Origin of the sequence: Chryseobacterium phocaeense (assembly GCF_900169075.1) — a bacterium.
GTDB classification, from domain to species: Bacteria; Bacteroidota; Bacteroidia; order Flavobacteriales; family Weeksellaceae; genus Chryseobacterium; species Chryseobacterium phocaeense.
The window spans coordinates 1-18,187 of sequence record NZ_LT827014.1 but is presented as its reverse complement, the minus strand read 5'-3'; the positions used below and the strand labels follow the sequence as shown (position 1 = coordinate 18,187).

11 protein-coding genes, 2 tRNA genes and 3 rRNA genes are annotated in these 18,187 nt (G+C 40.4%); all 16 read left to right on the top strand.

Translation table 11 applies throughout. From position 1 onward, the window contains the following. Positions 1-105: 105 nt before the first annotated feature. Complete coding sequence (locus B7E04_RS01600) at positions 106-1,233, top strand: MraY family glycosyltransferase (protein WP_080777931.1); 1,128 nt, start codon at positions 106-108, stop codon at positions 1,231-1,233. A 26-nt stretch (positions 1,234-1,259) separates the two neighbouring features. After that, entirely contained in the window at positions 1,260-2,132 is an 873-nt protein-coding gene (locus B7E04_RS01595) for a polysaccharide biosynthesis/export family protein (RefSeq protein WP_080776952.1), read from the top strand. Positions 2,133-2,134: 2 nt separating this feature from the next. Then, the gene (locus B7E04_RS01590) at positions 2,135-4,630 is read left to right on the top strand and encodes an exopolysaccharide transport family protein (RefSeq protein WP_080776950.1); all 2,496 of its coding nucleotides are present in this window, start codon (positions 2,135-2,137) and stop codon (positions 4,628-4,630) included. Between the two features lie 213 nt (positions 4,631-4,843). Further along, positions 4,844-5,734: a type IX secretion system protein PorG gene (gene porG / locus B7E04_RS01585; protein ID WP_080776948.1), complete on the top strand. Its 891-nt coding sequence runs from the start codon at positions 4,844-4,846 to the stop codon at positions 5,732-5,734. Positions 5,735-5,739: 5 nt separating this feature from the next. Next, the gene (locus B7E04_RS01580) at positions 5,740-6,489 is read left to right on the top strand and encodes an isoprenyl transferase (RefSeq protein WP_080777930.1); all 750 of its coding nucleotides are present in this window, start codon (positions 5,740-5,742) and stop codon (positions 6,487-6,489) included. Between the two features lie 27 nt (positions 6,490-6,516). Beyond that, positions 6,517-9,054 (top strand): outer membrane protein assembly factor BamA, encoded by a 2,538-nt coding sequence (bamA, locus tag B7E04_RS01575; protein ID WP_080776947.1) that lies wholly within the window; start codon positions 6,517-6,519, stop codon positions 9,052-9,054. Between the two features lie 6 nt (positions 9,055-9,060). Beyond that, on the top strand, positions 9,061-9,612 hold the full coding sequence (locus B7E04_RS01570) for an OmpH/Skp family outer membrane protein (RefSeq protein ID WP_062653972.1): 552 nt from the start codon (positions 9,061-9,063) through the stop codon (positions 9,610-9,612). Positions 9,613-9,679: 67 nt separating this feature from the next. Continuing rightward, positions 9,680-10,183 carry an OmpH/Skp family outer membrane protein gene (locus B7E04_RS01565; protein ID WP_080776945.1) on the top strand — a complete coding sequence of 168 codons (504 nt, stop codon included), beginning with the start codon at positions 9,680-9,682 and terminating at the stop codon, positions 10,181-10,183. A 63-nt stretch (positions 10,184-10,246) separates the two neighbouring features. Then, positions 10,247-10,732: an acyl-CoA thioesterase gene (locus B7E04_RS01560; RefSeq protein ID WP_080776944.1), complete on the top strand. Its 486-nt coding sequence runs from the start codon at positions 10,247-10,249 to the stop codon at positions 10,730-10,732. 22 nt (positions 10,733-10,754) lie between these two features. Next, complete coding sequence (gene rfbD / locus B7E04_RS01555; RefSeq protein ID WP_228439781.1) at positions 10,755-11,645, top strand: dTDP-4-dehydrorhamnose reductase; 891 nt, start codon at positions 10,755-10,757, stop codon at positions 11,643-11,645. 1 nt (position 11,646) lies between these two features. Next, positions 11,647-12,330 (top strand): hypothetical protein, encoded by a 684-nt coding sequence (locus B7E04_RS01550; RefSeq protein WP_228439780.1) that lies wholly within the window; start codon positions 11,647-11,649, stop codon positions 12,328-12,330. A gap of 568 nt (positions 12,331-12,898) precedes the next feature. Then, positions 12,899-14,415 (top strand): 16S ribosomal RNA (locus B7E04_RS01545). 261 nt (positions 14,416-14,676) lie between these two features. Continuing rightward, positions 14,677-14,750, top strand: a tRNA-Ile gene (locus B7E04_RS01540). A gap of 103 nt (positions 14,751-14,853) precedes the next feature. After that, positions 14,854-14,927: transfer RNA gene (locus tag B7E04_RS01535), tRNA-Ala, on the top strand. A 200-nt stretch (positions 14,928-15,127) separates the two neighbouring features. Continuing rightward, positions 15,128-17,882, top strand: a 23S ribosomal RNA gene (locus B7E04_RS01530). A 155-nt stretch (positions 17,883-18,037) separates the two neighbouring features. Next, positions 18,038-18,146 (top strand): 5S ribosomal RNA (rrf, locus tag B7E04_RS01525). The 16S, 23S and 5S rRNA genes sit together here with 2 tRNA genes alongside, the layout of an rRNA operon. The last annotated feature ends 41 nt before the right edge of the window (positions 18,147-18,187 follow it).

Here is an 18,187-nt window from a genome sequence, read left to right as displayed (position 1 = left end):
TCAGTGCAATTGTTTCAGTCATCAGTAAGACTTTGACAGATAGTTTCTTGTGAACCATCTTATTGGATTTATGAGACGACATTGATAATGTACTTGATAAAAAAAATGAAGAATTTTGAATTGTTCTTAAGCGAATCAGGAATTTCTATTTTTTACGTGAAAATAGGATTAGGGTTTCTATTCTCTTTTTTTATTACCTTTTTTTCCATTCCCACCATTATTAAGATATCCAGAAGAAAGAACCTTATGGATGAACCGGGAATAAGGAGTTCTCATCTTAGAAAAATCCCAAATCTTGGTGGTATTGCCATTTTTTATTCCATCGGGATTTGTACTTCTATCTTTGCCTATGAGCTTTTTGATCTCTATAAATTCCTGTTTGCATCCCTTGTTATCCTTTTATACATTGGAGTGATGGATGATATTGTGGTGATGCGGGCGTATAAGAAACTCGTGGCACAGATCATTGTATCTTCCCTTGTTGTGATTGGCTCGGATATCAGAATCAGAAGCCTGTTCGGGATCTTCGGGATATATGAAATGGGGTATTTTGTAAGCCTGGTATTCAGTATCGTTACGTTTATTGTCCTTATCAATGCGTTCAACCTTATTGACGGGATAGATGGCCTGGCGGGAGGATACTCGGTAATATGCAGCGGGCTTTTCGGGATAAGTTACTACAGGCTGGGGGAATATAATTATCCGTTGGTGGTTTTGTCTGTGGTCATCATAGGAACCGTGCTGGCCTTTCTCTATTACAATTTATCAAATTACAGGACCAATAAGATATTCATGGGAGATACGGGATCTATGCTTCTCGGTTTTCTGCTGGCTTTTACATCCATTTGTTTTATTGACATTTTTATAGATAAAGAACTTCCCAATGTTCCCAGATATCACCTTCAGTCGGCACCAGCTATAGCGGTTGCCATCCTCATTCTGCCCATTGTAGATACCCTGAATGTGATTATCGTAAGGCTTTGCAACAAAAAATCACCCTTTGATGCAGACAAAAACCACATCCACCACAAGCTTTTAAAACTGGATCTTACGCACAGACGTTCCACATTTTATATTATTGTATATTATCTTATGATTGTAACCGTGGCTTACTATCTGAGACACATTAATATAAACCTGTTGCTACTGATCATTATTTTATTAGGATTTTTTGGAGCCTATTTACCAGATCTGATCTATCGTTTACGAAATAATAAGAAAATAACAATTTAATTTTTACTTTTGCAATACATTCAAACATGATGAAGAACTTAAAGTATTTATTTTTAATATTCCCATTTTTTATTACATCCTGCATCACCAAAAAAGATGTAAGGTATATGCAGCCAAGCGAAAGCCTTGTCATCAATGAAGAAGGGCTTATTCCCTACAATATTCCTACCTACAGAATAACCAAAAACGATATTCTTAACCTTAATATTGTAACCACTCCAAAAGGAGATGCCGCTCAGTTTTATTCATCCCTGAATTCCTCAGGAGGTGTAACGGGTACTACCAACTCTCCAATGGGAGGGCGTGGTGGAATAGGTGGTATTGGTGTTGGTGGCGGATCAAACGGAGGAAATATCAATTTCTACTTTAATGGTCTGAAGGTAGATTCCAAAGGAGAAATCAATGTATTCGGAATAGGATATGTGAAAGCTGAGGGAAGAACACTTGAAGATATTACGCTGGAGCTTCAGGAAAAAGTAAATGAAAACTTCCAGGAAGGTAAGGCAGAGGTAAGACTGAATACAGACGGAATCACTTATTATATATTGGGAGACGTGGAAACCACAGGTCTTTCAGGGGAGAAAGTGGCCCATAAAAATACACTTACCATTACAGAGGCTATAGCAATTAACGGGGGTTTGAACAGAACCATTGACCGTAAAAATATAGTGATTCACAGAAAACTACCTGAAGGAATCAAGGTAGCAAAAATTGACCTTACCCGCGAAGATATTATGAATTCCCCATACTATTACGTACAAAATGGTGACGAAATCTATCTGAACACCAGAGGGAAAAGCTTAAACGGATTCGGGAAAGATCCTGTACAGACTTTAACGACCGGGGTATCAGTAATTACAACCGCATTATCAATTTACCTGCTTCTTAAAAACCTTTAATCATGATTCCAGAGAACGACGCGAAAGTAGGGAGAAACGATAGCCAGAAGGATAATAAGTACGGTTCGTTTGCATTATTTGATATCGAGCATTTTTTAAGAAGAATACTCAAAAACTGGTACTGGTTTGCATTTGTATTGCTTATTGGATACATCATTTCATGGGTATACGGCAAATATTACGCTCAGAGTATTTACTCCTCAGACCTTTCATTAAGTGTGTCGAATAATACTTCGAGTTATTTTACCCCTAACCAGTCCATCAACTTCATCTGGGGACAAAGCGGAAATCAGGATGGAATGTACCTGAAAAAAATGCTTTTATCCAGATCTCACAATGAATTTTTAGTAAAAGAACTTGATCTTTTTGTGAATTATTCAACTAAAGGTGTCATCAAGTCTACATACATCGATAAAACAGATTCGCCGATATTTCTGCAGATAGATAAAAAGCACCTTCAGCAGATCAATTATGCCATCACCCTGATCCCGAAAGGAGGGGATTCCTATGAAGTGATCCTTCCCGAAGAAGGGCAGTCTACGAGCTTATACAACTTTGAAGTAGAAGGATTTCAGACCGTTAGTGCTTATAACAGGCCGGCTAATAAAATCATAAGAATCAACGAGTGGTATAATTCCCCTAATCTCAGATTCAGATTGCTTAAAAATCCTGAAACACCTAGAATAAAAGTTGATAATATTATTGTCAGACTCAATTCTGTGAATCAAAGTGTTAATGAGATCGTATCTACAATAGGAGTGGATTTTGATAAGGAGATCGGTACGATTATGATCATCAATAAAAAAGGATTTAACCTGAACAGTACGGTTAATTTCCTGAACAAATCAGTAACCGAACTTCAGAAGAAAAGGCTTGCCGATAAGAATATCGTTAACAAAAACACAGACCAGTACCTGCAGGCTAATCTTAATAATATCCGTAAAAAGCTGGATTCAAGCGCAGCTGTTCTGAACTACCTGAAAACATCAGAGAAACTGTATAATATTAAAGACAGGGACGAAAAATCTTTGGATAAAATAAAGGATCTGGAAGCCAAAAAGGCAGATATTGTAAGCAAAATTACTTCACTGAACAGCATTAAATCCACCCTTCAGGCGCAGGATTTTGATAAAATGATCAGTACCAATGCAGCAGGCTTCGAGGATGGGTTCTTTACGGCTTCCGTTACAGAGCTGAAAGCGTTGTATACCAAAAAAAGAGAAATGGCCACTATTTACAGGCCAAACTCTGAGCCTATTAAAGAGGTCAACAGGCTTATTGATGAAGCAAGAGCTGGTGCAACCGGTACTTTAAGAAACTATTATACAAAATATTATGATGAGATCAGTAAAATAGACAGTCAGGTATCTGAAGCCAATAGTGATCTCAACTCATATCCGGAAAAGGAAAGGAAATATTTAGATGCGGAAAGAGGATATAATATGATAGAGGCTACCTACAACAGCCTGTTGTCCAGACAGAACGAGGCACAGATGAAAGTAGCCACCAACCAGTCTGACATTACCGTAATTGACCCTGCCAAAAACCTTGGACAGGCTCCTATAGGACCTAACGTGAAAGCCATAAAGATGGCCATTATGGGTGGACTCCTGTTATTTCCACTTCTCTTCATCCTGGTTGGAGAAGTTCTGGATAATAAGATCAGAAATATTAAAGAACTGCTGAGTGCAACGAAGATCCCGCTTCTGGGCGTGATTGGAAACAACAGCAACGAGAATATGCTTACCGTACTTGAACAGCCTAAGTCTTCAGTGTCTGAAGCGTTCAGGGGAATCAGAGCCAGCATAAGGCTCCTGATGGACCACAATAAAGAAGACGGAAAAGGCAAAACTATTCTCGTAACCTCTTCCATCGGGGGGGAAGGAAAAACCTACGTTTCCATCAATCTTGCTTCAGTAATGGGATTAAGCGATAAAAAAACCATATTGCTGGGAATGGACCTTAGAAAGCCTAAAATCTTCGGAGATTTTAAAATTGATAATAAATACGGGATTTCCAACTACCTTACCGGTGAAGTAGGGCTGGAACAGATCATCAATAAGACAAAAATCCCAAATCTGGATGTTGCTACTTCAGGACCTATTCCTCCAAATCCATCAGAGCTTCTGATGAGTGAAAGGAACATCAGATTTATAGAAGAGCTGAAAGAAAGATATGATTTCATTATTATAGATTCACCGCCGGTAGGTCTGGTAGCCGATTCTTATGAACTGATGAAATATTCTGATGCCAATATTTATGTGGTTCGTCATGAATATACTGAAAAGTACATGCTGAAAATGATTACTGAAAAGTACCATAATGAAGAGATTGATCATTTGGGGCTGATCTATAATGATTATAATACGAAACAAGGTTACGGCTATGGATACGGTTATGGCTATGGCTACGGCTATTTTGATGAAGATAAAAATTATAAAGAACCGCTACTCATAAGAATACGAAATAAGGTACAAACAATATTTAATAAAAAATAACGTTTTAAACCCTCAGCAAATGGGGGTTTTTTTATACGATCAGTATTTGGAATCTAAGGAAAAAAGAATATTTTTGGCACTTTGCCGTTTACTTTATAACAAATTATGTTTTTTTGTTTATTTTTAACTATACATTAAGAATATCATTAATATAAAAAAGTTTTATATTTGCAAAAATTAAATTTTAAAATAACCATAAATCCATATTCTTTTATGAATAAAAAATTATTGTTTAGCTTTATTGCCTTCCTGGGAATGGTCAGTGTTAAAGCACAAAGAAACGAATTGGGAGTTCGTCTAGGTATGAGTAACCTGGTGGGGGACATAGGAAGGACCAATTATATTTTACAAAAGCCGTTGGATTTGGACAGGATGTCAGAGTGGGGATTCCCTTTTTATGGTGGTTTATTATACAGATTTAATTTTAACCCGCACCAAACCGTTAGATTGGACCTTGGATACAACCAGATCCAGTTCAGCGATAAAGCTGCGAAAGAAGAATATAGAGTGAATAGAAATTCATATGGAAAAAATAACGTATACGAAGCAAGCTTAATGTTTGAATACAATCTTTTCCCTGTTAATAATGAGCAGGAAAGCATGGTGAGCCCATACATCTTCGGAGGTATCGGGGCATTGATGTTTGATGCTCCTAAAGCAGATATTGTGAATGATTTCAGAAGAGATGCAGACGGTGTGGCGCAGGCTCCTCTTAATGAGCTTGATTTTAAGAGTACTCCGGTATATTCTTTAGGAAAAAAAGTAACAATGCATATCCCTTTTGGGGTAGGTTTAAAATATAAGTTCAACCATAACTGGGGTATATTTGCAGAAGCTACATTCAGATATACACTGACTGATCAGTTGGATCATAGCCGATTATTGGCCAGCGATCTTACTTCCAGCTATAATGCAGATATTTTGGATCCCGCTACCGGCGCTTCACTTCTGCAGTCAGGGAACTATTATGCAGTTTCTAAAGAAAGAGAACAAGAACTTTTAAACAAAAGAAATATTGGTGATGACAGGTCGAAAGACTGGATAAATACTTTCAGTTTAGGGCTTACCTACTCATTCGGAAGACCGCCATGTTATTGTGATTAATGAATATGTCGTTGATTAAAGATAAAATAAATTCTGAGAATTTACCGAAACACGTGGCCATCATTATGGATGGTAATGGAAGATGGGCAAAAACTCGTGGCGAAGAAAGAACGTTCGGTCACAAGAATGCCATTAATGCAGTAAGAAATGCCATTAATGCCTGTAATGAAATAGATATACCCTATTTAACATTGTATACGTTTTCTTCCGAAAACTGGAGCCGTCCGGCTGAGGAAGTCAATACACTGATGAACCTGCTGGTGGAAACCCTATTGCTTGAAGCAGAAGAGATTTTCAGCAAAGGGCTCAGAATGCATGTAATCGGGAATCTTGAAAAGCTTCCGGTCCTTGTAAGAGAGCAGCTGGAACGTGTGATAGAGCTTACGAAAGAAAACACAAAAGGCAATCTTGTACTGGCTATAAGCTATGGTTCACAGAACGAGATATTGGAAGCCGTAAAAAAACTAAGCTCCGATGTGAAGGATGGAAATGTGGATGTTGAGAATATTGATGAAAAATTATTTGAAAGCTACCTTTATACAAAAGATTTTCCTCCTGTAGACCTGCTGATCAGAACCAGCGGGGAAATAAGGATAAGTAACTTCCTTCTCTGGCAGATTGCTTATGCGGAACTACAGTTTCTAAATGTCCTATGGCCGGATTTTACAAAAGATATCTTCTTCCAGTGTATTGTGGATTATCAGAATAAAGAAAGAAGATACGGATTAACCGGCGATCAGATAAAAGCCCAATAAATTTAAAGAAAAGAAAGACTCGATAAAATGAAGTTTAGACTATTACCCATCATCATGTTTGCTGCTTCGGCACATTTTTATGGACAAGTAACTCCTCAGGACAGCACCAAAGTAAACAGTGCTGTACATGCAGAAAATGAAGCAGGAACTTACACTCTTAAAGACATTGTTGTAGATGGGGTAAAAAAGTATACACCGGCTCAGATCTTACGATTTACAGGCTTAACCAAAGGAGAGGCAGTAGATATTCCCGGACAGAAAATTAGCAACGCAGTGAAAAAGCTTTGGGACACCCATTCTTTTTCAGAGGTTGAAGTATATGTTCAGAGCATTGAAGGCCAGACCGTAATTTTAAGATTCTACCTTGAAGACCTTAAAGAACTTGGAGAAGTAAAATTCACAGGGAAAGGTATTGGTAAATCTAAAAATGAAAAATTAACGAAGGATAACAACCTGAAACCGGGAACAAAAATTACGCAGAACCTGATTTCCAGTCTTAAAACAAAAGTTCCTAAAGACTATGTGAAAAAAGGATTTGCTGATGCTAAAATTACCATTCAGGATAAGGTGAATGCCAACGATCCTTCTATGGTAGACTGGACCATAACGGTAGATAAAGGAAAGAGAATAAAAATCGACCATATCGAGTTTGAAGGCAACCAGAGCGTGACCGATGCGAAGCTTAGAAAAAAAGCATTCAAAGAAACCAAGCAAAAGAGATTTGGTATCGGGGGAATCCTTAAATCTTCAAAATTCATTGAAGAAAAATACCAGGAAGATAAGCAGAGCCTTATCAGTTATTATAACTCCCTTGGATACAGAGATGCTGCCATAGTTTCAGACTCTGTATGGAGAAATAAAAAGAACAACTACGAAATCAATGTAAAGCTTAATGAAGGGAAGAAGTATTATATCGGTGATGTTACATTCACCGGAAATACAGTGTATTCTACAGAATATTTACAGAGATTACTAGGATATAAAAAAGGAGATATCTACGATGCCGTAGGTTTCAACAAAAAAGTAGGAGAAGACGGAGGTAAAGAAGATGATTCGGATATCAAGTCCATATACATGAATAACGGTTACCTTTTCTCCAGTGTAACGCCGGTTGAGAAATCCGTGTCGGGCGATGCCGTAAATCTTGAGATCAGAATTAATGAAGGCGAGCAGGCTACCTGGAATAAAGTAACCTGGCAGGGGAATACCACTACCCATGACCATGTGGTATTGAGAGCTCTGAGAACAAAACCAGGTGAGCTTTTCAAAAAGACAGAAATCAAGAGAACCTATTTCGATCTTGCGGGAATGTCTTTCTTTGATCCACAGCAGGTAGGCCAGGATATCCAGCCGAATCAGCAGGATAATACAGTAGACATCAACTGGAAGCTCGTTGAAAAAGGATCTTCACAGGTACAGTTACAGGCAGGTTACGGTGGTAACAGCTTTATCGGTACCTTAGGATTAACGTTCAACAACTTCTCGTTGAAGAACTTCCTTAAATTCAAAGACTTTAAACCGGTACCTCAGGGAGATGGGCAGACTTTATCTATCCAGGCACAGGCAGGACAGTATTTCCAGAATTACGGAATCTCATTTACCGAGCCATGGTTGTTCGGAACAAGACCAACCGCTCTTTCTGTGAGTTTAAATACATCCAGAGTAAAATATAATGACAGCAGTGGAAATGATCAGAAGCTTAATATCTTCTCCGCGTCAGTAGGTCTGAACAGACTCTTAAACTGGCCGGATGATTACTTCTCGCTTTATACAGGACTTCAGTTCCAGAAATATACATTCAAGAACTATCCGTTCCAGTTTGGAGATCAGACGGAATACTACGGTGATGCCAATAACTTAAGCCTTAACTTAGGATTAAGCAGAAACTCTGCAGGTATTGACCCGATCTTCCCGACGATGGGTTCAAATATTGAACTTTCCGCTAAACTGACTGCTCCGTACTCATTGTTCAGTAATAAAGACTATTCTACAATGGCGCCGGTGGATAAATATAAGTGGATGGAATTCTACAAAATCAAGTTCAAGGCTGACGTTTATAATGAAGTTGCCGGAAAACTGGTATTGAGATCTTCTGCGGAAATGGGATTCATGGACGGATACAACAAAAAACTTGGAGCTCCGCCATTTGAAAGATTCTATGTAGGGGGAACAGGTTTATTCGGAGGTAGATATGACGGTCGTGAATTGATTCCTTTAAGAGGATATGAAAATGCTTCCACTTATGGAGGAGAAAGTGAGGATATCACCCAGAGAGGAGGTGGTACCATCTACAATAGATTTACATTAGAACTGAGATACCCGATTTCCATGAACCAGACGGCTAAGATCTATGCACTTACTTTCGCAGAAGGAGGTAACGTATGGAACTCATGGGGCAACTATAACCCATTCCAGCTGAAAAGATCAGTGGGTGTAGGGGTAAGAGTATACATGGGAGCGTTTGGTCTGATCGGATTTGACTTTGCTTATGGCTTTGATAAAACGGTTACAGGAACAGAACCTTCCGGATGGAAAACACACTTCTTGATGAACCAATCATTATAATTCAATATGAAAAACTTTAAAATCATTTTCACAGTTGTATTGTTCCTGATTTTTGGGTTTTCTAACGCCCAGAAAGTAGGAGTAATAGATACACAGCTTATTTTAGATAAAATGCCTGAATACAAAGAGGCAGAAGCGAGATTAAATTCGCAGATTGATACATGGCAGTCCGAACTTCAAAATCTGCAGTCTGAATACGAAAGGAAAAAAGCTGCTTTTGAAAGTGAAAAAGTATTATTGATAGGGGATCAGCTCAAGCTTCGTGAAAAAGAAGTGATGGACCTTGAGAAAAACATCAAAACCACTACCAGCTTGCGTTTTGGAGCCAATGGCGAAATTACAAAGCTTAGAACAAATCTGGTAGTACCCTTCCAGGATCAGATCTGGAACGCTGTGAAAACCATGGCTGAAAAAAACGGCTTGGGCACAGTTCTTGATAAAACCAGTAACAATGTCATTTTCCTTTTACCAAGATATGATTATACGGAGAAAGTATTGGCCATATTATTAAAAGGATCAGATAAAAAAGAAAAGACAAACAGTAAAAGCAAAAAGTAAGTTTTCAAATTAACTTTTACTTAAAATTAAAATCTAAAAACAAATTAAATTATTTATTTTACCAATTATGAAAAAATTAAGTGTATTATTTGCCGCGGTTATAATGGTTGTATCGGTAAGTATGGCAAAAGCTCAGAAAATAGCTTCTGTGGATCTAATGGGAATCCTTAACGCTATGCCTGAAAAGAAAAAAGCAGATGCTGACATAAAAACTTTCCTTGATGCAAAACAAGCGGAGATCAAGAAAAAAGCAGACGCAGGGCAGGCTAAATTAAAGCAGTATACTGAAGAAGCTCCAAAGAAAACTGCTGACGAAAACAAAGCCAGAGAAGCAGAACTACAGAAACTTCAGGAAGAAATCGCTCAGATGCAGGAAAAAGCTCAGAAAGACCTTCAAGGTAAGCAGGATGTAGCTTTCGGTCCAATTGAGAAAAAACTAAACGACGCTATCGAGAAAGTAGCTAAAGCTAACGGATATGAATTCATTATGGATGCAAACTCTTCTGCATTTGTGTACAAAGGAGGTCCTGATGCAACGGCTGCTGTTAAGAAAGAATTAGGAGTAAACTAAGAAATTATCAAAGTTTTATAAATTAACCGTCTCTTTTAGGGGCGGTTTTTTTATTTTTGCGCTATGGAAAAAGAAGTATCAACAACCGTAAAAGTAAGGTTCAGTGATTGTGATCCGATAGGACATTTGAATAATGTAAAATATCTGGATTATATGTTCAATGCCAGAGAGGACCATGTAGAAACATTTTATGGTTTTACCTATGAAGAATATACCAAGAAAACAGGATGTACATGGATCGCTATTCAGAATGAGATTGCTTACTTGAAGGAAGTGAGATACAATACCCAGGTAGTGATCAGCAGCAAAACCATTGAGGTACAGGACAGAACGGCTAAAGTGGAGATACTTATGAAAAGTCTTGATGAAAAAACAATTCATGCCGTACTGTGGGTAACTGTGATTTATTTTAACATTAAAACAAGAAGATCCGAAGTTCATCCGGAAGATATAAAAGAGACCTTCGGAAAGTTCTATGTTGACCTGGAGCAGAAAGAGTTTCAGTCCAGAGTGAAGTTCTTAAGATCGCAGAACGCGAAAAATTCATAGTCAGCTGTTAAAATAACAGTCTTTGACAAGTAAACTAATAATATTGCAGATGAAGAAAATTGCCGTAATAGGAAGTAACGGACAGCTGGGTAACTGTATCAGAAAGATAGCACCTGATTTCGAAAATAAGTATGAATTCATATTCACAGACTCACAAACTTTAGACATTACAGACGAAGATCAGGTCAATGGGTTCTTTTATGACAATAAACCTGATTACTGTATTAATGCTTCAGCTTATACAGCCGTTGATCTTGCAGAAAAAGAGGCGGATAAAGCATTTGCGGTCAATGCAGATGGTGTTGCCTGTCTTGCACAGGCTTGCGCAGACCATAAAACCATTCTCATTCATATTTCTACCGACTACGTTTTTGATGGCGATACCAATCTTCCTTATGAAGAGGACGATTTTACCAATCCTACTGGCGTATATGGAGAATCAAAAAGAAGAGGGGAAGAACTGGCTTTGGAAGTCAATCCCAAAACCATTATTTTGAGAACCTCGTGGCTGTATTCGGAATTCAATAAGAATTTTGTTAAAACAATGTTGAGCCTCTTTTCTCAAAAAGAAGAGCTTGGAATTGTTGCTGATCAGTTCGGACAACCTACCAATGCAAATGACCTTGCAGAAGCAATCATGGAGATCATTGAAACGCCGGCAAAAACTTATGGTATTTTTCATTTCTCAAACTATCCGGAAACTACCTGGTTTGAATTCGCAAAAAAGATCGCCGAGTTTTCAAAATCATCCGTTAAATTGAATCCGCTTACCACAGAACAGTATCCTACTCCTGCCAGAAGACCGGCAAGAAGTACAATGTCTTTGGATAAAATAGAAGAGATATACAAAATTGAGCCTAAACATTGGGAAAACAGTCTTGAAGAATCCGTTAAACTACTAACACATCCATAATATGATGAAGAATCTGGCAGTTGCTCTTTCCGTACTCTGTGCCTCATTTTGTAGCGCACAGAATGTTTACCTTTCAAAAGTTGAAAAAACCAGTGACAATACGGATAAGTTCCTTTATAAAAAAGCTGAATCGGTAACAGGAGCGGAATATTTGGGCGAAATTGAAGTGCAGGGATACTCAAATGATGATGCGGCGGTTTTCTCTTTAATATATAAGAAGGCAAAAGAAATAGGAGCCAATACATTTTCTTTTATACCGTTTGAAAATATAGATGGTACACCACAGCCGCTCAATCCGGCAAATTATAAGATTGCTCTTTATTACACGCCCAAGGAAAACCTGATCGGCAAGGATGGAATGCTGTATGTTTTTGCTTCCTCCGATAAAGATCAGAAAATTAATATCAATAAAAAAGATTATATACTCAGTCCGAGATCTTACCTTACACTCGATATCATTCCGGGAGAAATATATACCATCTCAACAAAGAAGCTTTTGGGGTCTACCATTAAAGTTCAGCCTAAAAATAATGACGAAAACCTATATTTCCAGGTTTCTTCAGCAAAAGTAAAATCAGACACTTCAGGAATTGGTGGATTAAACCTGAAATCAGGCGATATTATTGGATTGGAAAAATCTTTTGCAGAGTTCTTAAGCCTTATTTATTCTCGAAATAAACCGTAGAAACCTTTTGAGTACAGGGAGAGGTAAAAAGTTAAACATTAGTTTGAAATTTTTCTCTCTGAATAGCAGCTGTTTAAGGTTTTATATTACACAAATATCAATTTTATGTTAAATAAACTTGTTTCGTGTGTAGATAAGGGTGTATCTTTGCCCCACTGAAAACGAGAGTATTTGGTAAGCGCAGAAGAGCTATTAAAGAGGCGAAATTATTTAAACTCCTTAAAAAGGATACAAAGAAAAAAGCTTTTAATTTTTATTCAGATAAAAGTTGTGGGATTTAAAAAAGTTTGTATCTTTGCAGTCCGGTTCGCCGGGGCGCAGGAGTAGATAAAGGATAGGGGTTTTAAAAAGAGGTTAAGGTTACTAAAAAAACTTTAAAATTTTCTCCAAAAACATTTTGTCATTAGAAAATAAATAATTACTTTTGCAACCGCAAATAAGGAACAGAACGACAGAAAGAAAGTTCTTTATTAAAGCGGAAAGAACAAAGATCATTGACATACAATATAACAACCAAGTAAGGAAAAACTAAAGCGTAAATAAACTTTGAGCGGGTCAGGAAAAACATACAATGGAGAGTTTGATCCTGGCTCAGGATGAACGCTAGCGGGAGGCCTAACACATGCAAGCCGAGCGGTATTTGTTCTTCGGAACAGAGAGAGCGGCGTACGGGTGCGGAACACGTGTGCAACCTGCCTTTATCAGGGGGATAGCCTTTCGAAAGGAAGATTAATACCCCATAATATTCTGGATGGCATCATTTGGAATTGAAAACTGAGGTGGATAAAGATGGGCACGCGCAAGATTAGATAGTTGGTAGGGTAACGGCCTACCAAGTCTACGATCTTTAGGGGGCCTGAGAGGGTGATCCCCCACACTGGTACTGAGACACGGACCAGACTCCTACGGGAGGCAGCAGTGAGGAATATTGGACAATGGGTTAGCGCCTGATCCAGCCATCCCGCGTGAAGGATGACGGCCCTATGGGTTGTAAACTTCTTTTGTATAGGGATAAACCTTTCCACGTGTGGAAAGCTGAAGGTACTATACGAATAAGCACCGGCTAACTCCGTGCCAGCAGCCGCGGTAATACGGAGGGTGCAAGCGTTATCCGGATTTATTGGGTTTAAAGGGTCCGTAGGCTGATGTGTAAGTCAGTGGTGAAATCTCACAGCTTAACTGTGAAACTGCCATTGATACTGCATGTCTTGAGTATATTTGAAGTAGCTGGAATAAGTAGTGTAGCGGTGAAATGCATAGATATTACTTAGAACACCAATTGCGAAGGCAGGTTACTAAACTATAACTGACGCTGATGGACGAAAGCGTGGGGAGCGAACAGGATTAGATACCCTGGTAGTCCACGCCGTAAACGATGCTAACTCGTTTTTGGGTTTTCGGACTCAGAGACTAAGCGAAAGTGATAAGTTAGCCACCTGGGGAGTACGGACGCAAGTCTGAAACTCAAAGGAATTGACGGGGGCCCGCACAAGCGGTGGATTATGTGGTTTAATTCGATGATACGCGAGGAACCTTACCAAGGCTTAAATGGGAAATGACAGGTTTAGAAATAGACTTTTCTTCGGACATTTTTCAAGGTGCTGCATGGTTGTCGTCAGCTCGTGCCGTGAGGTGTTAGGTTAAGTCCTGCAACGAGCGCAACCCCTGTCACTAGTTGCCATCATTAAGTTGGGGACTCTAGTGAGACTGCCTACGCAAGTAGAGAGGAAGGTGGGGATGACGTCAAATCATCACGGCCCTTACGCCTTGGGCCACACACGTAATACAATGGCCGGTACAGAGGGCAGCTACCAGGTGACTGGATGCGAATCTCGAAAGCCGGTCTCAGTTCGGATTGGAGTCTGCAACTCGACTCTATGAAGCTGGAATCGCTAGTAATCGCGCATCAGCCATGGCGCGGTGAATACGTTCCCGGGCCTTGTACACACCGCCCGTCAAGCCATGGAAGTCTGGGGTACCTGAAGTCGGTGACCGTAACAGGAGCTGCCTAGGGTAAAACAGGTAACTAGGGCTAAGTCGTAACAAGGTAGCCGTACCGGAAGGTGCGGCTGGAACATCTCATTTTAGAGCGTTGAAGAACGTTAAACAAAATTAAGTACAGTGATGTACATTGATTCTGCTTAAAGTTAAGCTTTAGTTTTTTATTTGGTTGATATAAATAAAAGATAAATGATAATTGATCACTGATAAAACATCAATCATCATCTATCAATTATAAAATAAAACCCACTAGAAATTAGTAAAAGGGAAGAGATTGAGAATGAAGCGAGGAAAAAAAGGATATTAAAATATTACTTATTACTCATCACCCATTACTCATAACAAAGTCTCGTAGCTCAGCTGGTTAGAGCGCTACACTGATAATGTAGAGGTCGGCAGTTCGAGCCTGCCCGAGACTACTAATTAAAGGGATTTAAATATTAAAAAATTGAAAGATTAAAACATTAGCGAGCGTTAATTATTTAATCATTAAATCTTTTAATCATTTAATCTTAACTAGAGGGGGAATTAGCTCAGCTGGCTAGAGCGCCTGCCTTGCACGCAGGAGGTCAAGGGTTCGACTCCCTTATTCTCCACGAATTGTACCACGTACGAAAGTATAGAGTACACTGTATGAGGGTATTTATGGAAAATGTATCAAAAAAGTACGAGAGCCGTACATTTTACATTGTACATAATACATTAATACAAGCATTAAAGATCATTGACATTAACGGTAAAGACATCACAAAGAGAAAACCGAGCGCATAAGAGCGCTTGAGTAACCAAAAATAGGAAAGAAATCGTTAAGGGCGTATGGCGGATGCCTAGGCTTTCAGAGGCGAAGAAGGACGCGGTAAGCTGCGAAAAGCTGCGGGGATCGGCACACACGACTTGATCCGCAGATGTCCGAATGGGGCAACCCGGCATATTGAAGATATGTCATCCCTTAGGGGAAGCAAACCCGGAGAACTGAAACATCTAAGTACCCGGAGGAAAAGAAATCGAAGAGATTCCGTAAGTAGCGGCGAGCGAAAGCGGATTAGCCCAAAAGTCTTAATATGTTTAAAAGAATGTTCTGGAAAGAACAGCCATAGCGGGTGATAGCCCCGTATTTGAAAGGCATATTTAGATGATAAATGAGTAGGGCGGGACACGTGAAATCCTGTCTGAATATGGGGGGACCATCCTCCAAGGCTAAATACTCCTGAAAGACCGATAGTGAACAAGTACTGTGAAGGAAAGGTGAAAAGCACTTCGAATAGAAGGGTGAAATAGAACCTGAAACCGTACGCCTACAAGCGGTCGGAGCCCACAAGTTGGGTGACGGCGTGCCTTTTGCATAATGAGCCTACGAGTTAATTTTACTAGCGAGGTTAAGGTATTAAGTACCGGAGCCGGAGCGAAAGCGAGTCTGAATAGGGCAGTTAGTTAGTAGGATTAGACGCGAAACCTTGTGATCTACCCATGGGCAGGTTGAAGCTCTGGTAACACAGAGTGGAGGACCGAACCGGTTGACGTTGAAAAGTCTTCGGATGACCTGTGGGTAGGGGTGAAAGGCCAATCAAACTGGGAGATAGCTCGTACTCTCCGAAATGCATTTAGGTGCAGCGTCGCAAATGAGTTTATTAGAGGTAGAGCTACTGATTGGATGCGGGGGTTTCACCACCTACCAATTCCTGACAAACTCCGAATGCTAATAAATGTTCTGCGGCAGTGAGGGCATGGGTGCTAAGGTCCATGTCCGAGAGGGAAAGAACCCAGACCAACAGCTAAGGTCCCCAAATATATGTTAAGTTGAAGCAACGCGGTTGGACTGCATTGACAGCTAGGATGTTGGCTTGGAAGCAGCCATTCATTTAAAGAGTGCGTAACAGCTCACTAGTCGAGCGGTCCGGCATGGATAATAATCGGGCATAAACATATTACCGAAGCTATGGATTTGTATTAATACATCTGGTAGGAGAGCATTCTGTTTGCGCTGAAGCAGTATCGTGAGGTATTGTGGAGCGGACAGAAAAGAAAATGTAGGCATAAGTAACGATAAAGGGGGCGAGAAACCCCCTCACCGAAAGACTAAGGTTTCCTCAGCCATGCTAATCAGCTGAGGGTTAGTCGGGACCTAACGCGAACCCGAAAGGGGTAGTGGATGGACAATGGGTTAATATTCCCATACTTGCTCACACTAAAAAGGGGACGGTTCGATGTAGCTACTGGAGACTGACGGAATAGTCAAGGCCTAGCCTTCGGGCGAAGCTGCTGTAGTGAACTCGGATCCAAGAAAAGCCGAAGTGAAGCAACCCGTACCAAAACCGACACAGGTGGTCGAGGAGAGAATCCTAAGGTGCTCGAGTGAGTCGTGGCTAAGGAACTAGGCAAAATAGTCTCGTAACTTCGGAAGAAGAGACGCCATCAGCAATGGTGGCCGCAGTGAAGAGGCCCAGGCGACTGTTTATCAAAAACACAGGACTCTGCTAAATCGAAAGATGCTGTATAGGGTCTGACACCTGCCCGGTGCTGGAAGGTTAAGGAAGGTGCTTAGGGTTAAACCGAAGGCATTAACTGAAGCCCCAGTAAACGGCGGCCGTAACTATAACGGTCCTAAGGTAGCGAAATTCCTTGTCGGGTAAGTTCCGACCTGCACGAATGGTGTAACGATCTGGGCACTGTCTCAGCCACGAGCTCGGTGAAATTGTAGTATCGGTGAAGATGCCGATTACCCGCAATGGGACGAAAAGACCCTGTGAACCTTTACTATAACTTCGTATTGACTTTGAGTAAGTAATGTGTAGGATAGGTGGGAGGCTTTGAAGCTGGCACGCTAGTGTTGGTGGAGCCAACGTTGAAATACCACCCTTTACTTACTTGGAGCCTAACTTCATATTGAAGGACATTGCGTGGTGGGTAGTTTGACTGGGGTGGTCGCCTCCAAAAGAGTAACGGAGGCTTTCAAAGGTACCCTCAGCACGCTTGGTAACCGTGCGTAGAGTGTAATGGCATAAGGGTGCTTGACTGTGAGACCAACAAGTCGATCAGGTGCGAAAGCAGGACATAGTGATCCGGTGGTTCCGTATGGAAGGGCCATCGCTCATAGGATAAAAGGTACTCCGGGGATAACAGGCTAGTCTCCCCCAAGAGCTCACATCGACGGGGAGGTTCGGCACCTCGATGTCGGCTCGTCACATCCTGGGGCTGGAGAAGGTCCCAAGGGTTGGGCTGTTCGCCCATTAAAGTGGCACGCGAGCTGGGTTCAGAACGTCGTGAGACAGTTCGGTCTCTATCTATTGCGGGCGTTAGATGTTTGAGAGGGCTTGATTCTAGTACGAGAGGACCGAATTGAACAAACCTCTGGTGTATCAGTTGTACCGCCAGGTGCACCGCTGAGTAGCTATGTTTGGAAGAGATAAGCACTGAAAGCATATAAGTGCGAAACTCGCCTCAAGATGAGACATCTTTTAAGGGTCGTTGTAGATGACGACGTTGATAGGCTACAGGTGTAAAGCTGGTAACAGCATAGCCGAGTAGTACTAATTACCCGTAGATTTATAGCCTATGGTTGCTATATAACAAGCCTTTTATGCGCAGTAAAGGTTTTGTCTTTGTGAAAGTTTTTATCGCTTAAAACTTGTACCCTGTAGGTTGTAGAAAGTATAATGTAAATACATTGTACATGATACATCCGACATTGTACAATATATACCTTCTTTAGGGTGGTTTTAGCGGTGGGGCTCACCTGTTCCCATTCCGAACACAGAAGTTAAGCCCACCAGCGCCGATGGTACTGCGACAAGCGGGAGAGTAGGCCGCCGCCAGTTTTTATTAAAACGTCTCATACAGTTTTGTGTGAGACGTTTTT